General features: G+C 70.5%; 2 protein-coding genes and 1 pseudogene. 1 reads left to right on the top strand and 2 read right to left on the bottom strand.

The genetic code is table 11. The features are described 5' to 3' along the window. Positions 1 to 351 (bottom strand): cation diffusion facilitator family transporter (locus HUK84_RS17070; protein ID WP_176641332.1); only part of this gene is annotated, 351 nt, incomplete at its 3' end. Between the two features lie 3 nt (positions 352 to 354). After that, positions 355 to 1356 carry a cation diffusion facilitator family transporter gene (locus HUK84_RS17065; protein ID WP_176641331.1) on the bottom strand — a complete coding sequence of 334 codons (1002 nt, stop codon included), beginning with the start codon at positions 1354 to 1356 and terminating at the stop codon, positions 355 to 357. 150 nt (positions 1357 to 1506) lie between these two features. On the opposite strand from HUK84_RS17065, the pseudogene HUK84_RS17060 reads away from it, so the two are divergent. Further along, a pseudogene (locus tag HUK84_RS17060) lies at positions 1507 to 1718 on the top strand (FAD-dependent oxidoreductase); the annotation flags it as partial.

The raw sequence follows: 1718 nt of genomic DNA, 5'->3' as shown, positions 1-1718 counted from the left end.
CAGCGCGATGCCGGCAAGGGGGGCGCGGGGCAGGGCAGGGTGCAGCCAGTCGATCCAGGCCTCGCGCCCGATGGCCAGCGCCGTCAGCAGCACCAGCACGCCCTCGGCCACCGCCGAGAGATATTCGGCCTTGTAATGGCCGTAGGTGTGGTTTTCGTCCGGCGGGCGGCTGGCGATGCGCAGGGCCCACAGGCCGGCGACGGCCGCGACGACGTTGATGATCGTCTCCAGCGCGTCGGAATAGAGCGCGATCGAGCCGGTGGCCCGCCAGGCGGCGTATTTCAGCCCCAGGGCGGCGATGCTGACGCCCAGGCTGGTCCAGGCCAGGGCGTTCTTGCTGATATGCGGCATGGATCAGATCGTCGCCGGGTCGGCCAGGACGCAGCGGGCGGCGTCGGACTGGGTTTCGATCTGGAAGGTCGTATGGCCGATGCGAAAGCGCAGGCGCAGCGTCTCGGCCGCGTCGCTGAGCAGCGTGTCGTCGGCGGCCGGGGCGTGGGTGAGGCAGGTCGTCCGCACCAGATGGACGGTGAGCGCCGTGTCCGTGGTGCTGATCGGCCAGATATGCAGGTCGTGCAGGTCGGTCACGCCGGGCAGGGCGCGCAGATAGGCCTCGACCCCCGTGCGGTCGATGGCGCGCGGCACGCGGTCCAGCGCCATGTCCAGCGAATCGCGCAGCAGGGACCAGGTGCCGGCGACGATGGTGGCCGACACCACCAGGCTGATGACCGGATCGACCCGGAGCCAGCCGGTATAGAGAATGATCGCCCCGGCGATCACCACGGCCAGCGACATCAGCGCGTCGGCGGCCATGTGCAGGAATGCGCCGCGGATATTCAGGTCGTCGCCGCCGCGCAGGAACAGCAGGGCGGTGATGCCGTTGACCAGGATTCCGGCGCCGGCCACCGCCATGATGGTGCCGCCCGGCACCGCCGCGGGCGTGACCAGGCGCAGGATCGATTCCCACGCGATGCCGCCGGTCACCAGCAGCAGCGCCGCCGCGTTGCCCAGCGCCGCCAGGATCGAGGAGCGGCGGAGGCCGTAGGTATAGTCGGCGCTGGGGGCCTGGCGCGACAGGCGCTGCGCCAGCCATGCGGCGGCCAGGGCCAGCACGTCGGACAAATTATGCCCCGCATCGGCCAGCAGGGCCAGGGCGTGGGACGCGACGCCCCAGCCGGCCTCGGCCGCGACATAGGCCAGGTTCAGCGCGATGCCGATGGCGAAGGCCGTGCCGAACGAGGCGGGAGCGTGGGCATGTCCGTGGTGATGGCCGTGATGCCCATGGTGATGCCCGTGGTCATGGTCGTGGCTGGGGCCATGGTGATGCGGGTGCGCGTGGTCGTGCGGCTCGGCCATGGAAATCCTGAATCATCGGACCCGATTCCAGGTCCGACTCCGAGGGCGGGTTTGGCGGTCTCTGTATCAGACGCGCCGAGCGCGGGGCGAGTCCCGTGTTGCGTCGCCGTGCTTTCATCGGGGGCGGCGTGCGTGATAGGACCCCGTTTCATGATCCGACTGACCGAAATCAGGCTTCCGCTCGACCACCCGCCCGAGGCGCTGGAGGCGGAAATCGTCCGGCGGCTGGGCGTCGTGCCGGGCGACCTGCTGGAGCATGGGGTGTTCCGCCGCGGCTATGACGCGCGGCGGCGGGGGGCGGTCGTTCTGGTCTATACCGTGGATTGCGCGGTGCGCGACGAGGCGGCGGTCCTGGCGCGGCT

The sequence above is a fragment of the Nguyenibacter vanlangensis genome (assembly GCF_013376155.1).
In the GTDB taxonomy this organism is placed as follows: domain Bacteria; phylum Pseudomonadota; class Alphaproteobacteria; order Acetobacterales; family Acetobacteraceae; genus Gluconacetobacter; species Gluconacetobacter vanlangensis.
Note: the sequence above shows the minus strand (reverse complement) of the source record. Positions and strands in the feature narration are given on the sequence as shown.

What these genes read in the sequence shown, in the direction of transcription:
- HUK84_RS17065 (WP_176641331.1), bottom strand. Translation starts at nt 1,356, where the DNA reads ATGGCCGAGCCGCACGACCACGCGCACCCGCATCACCATGGCCCCAGC.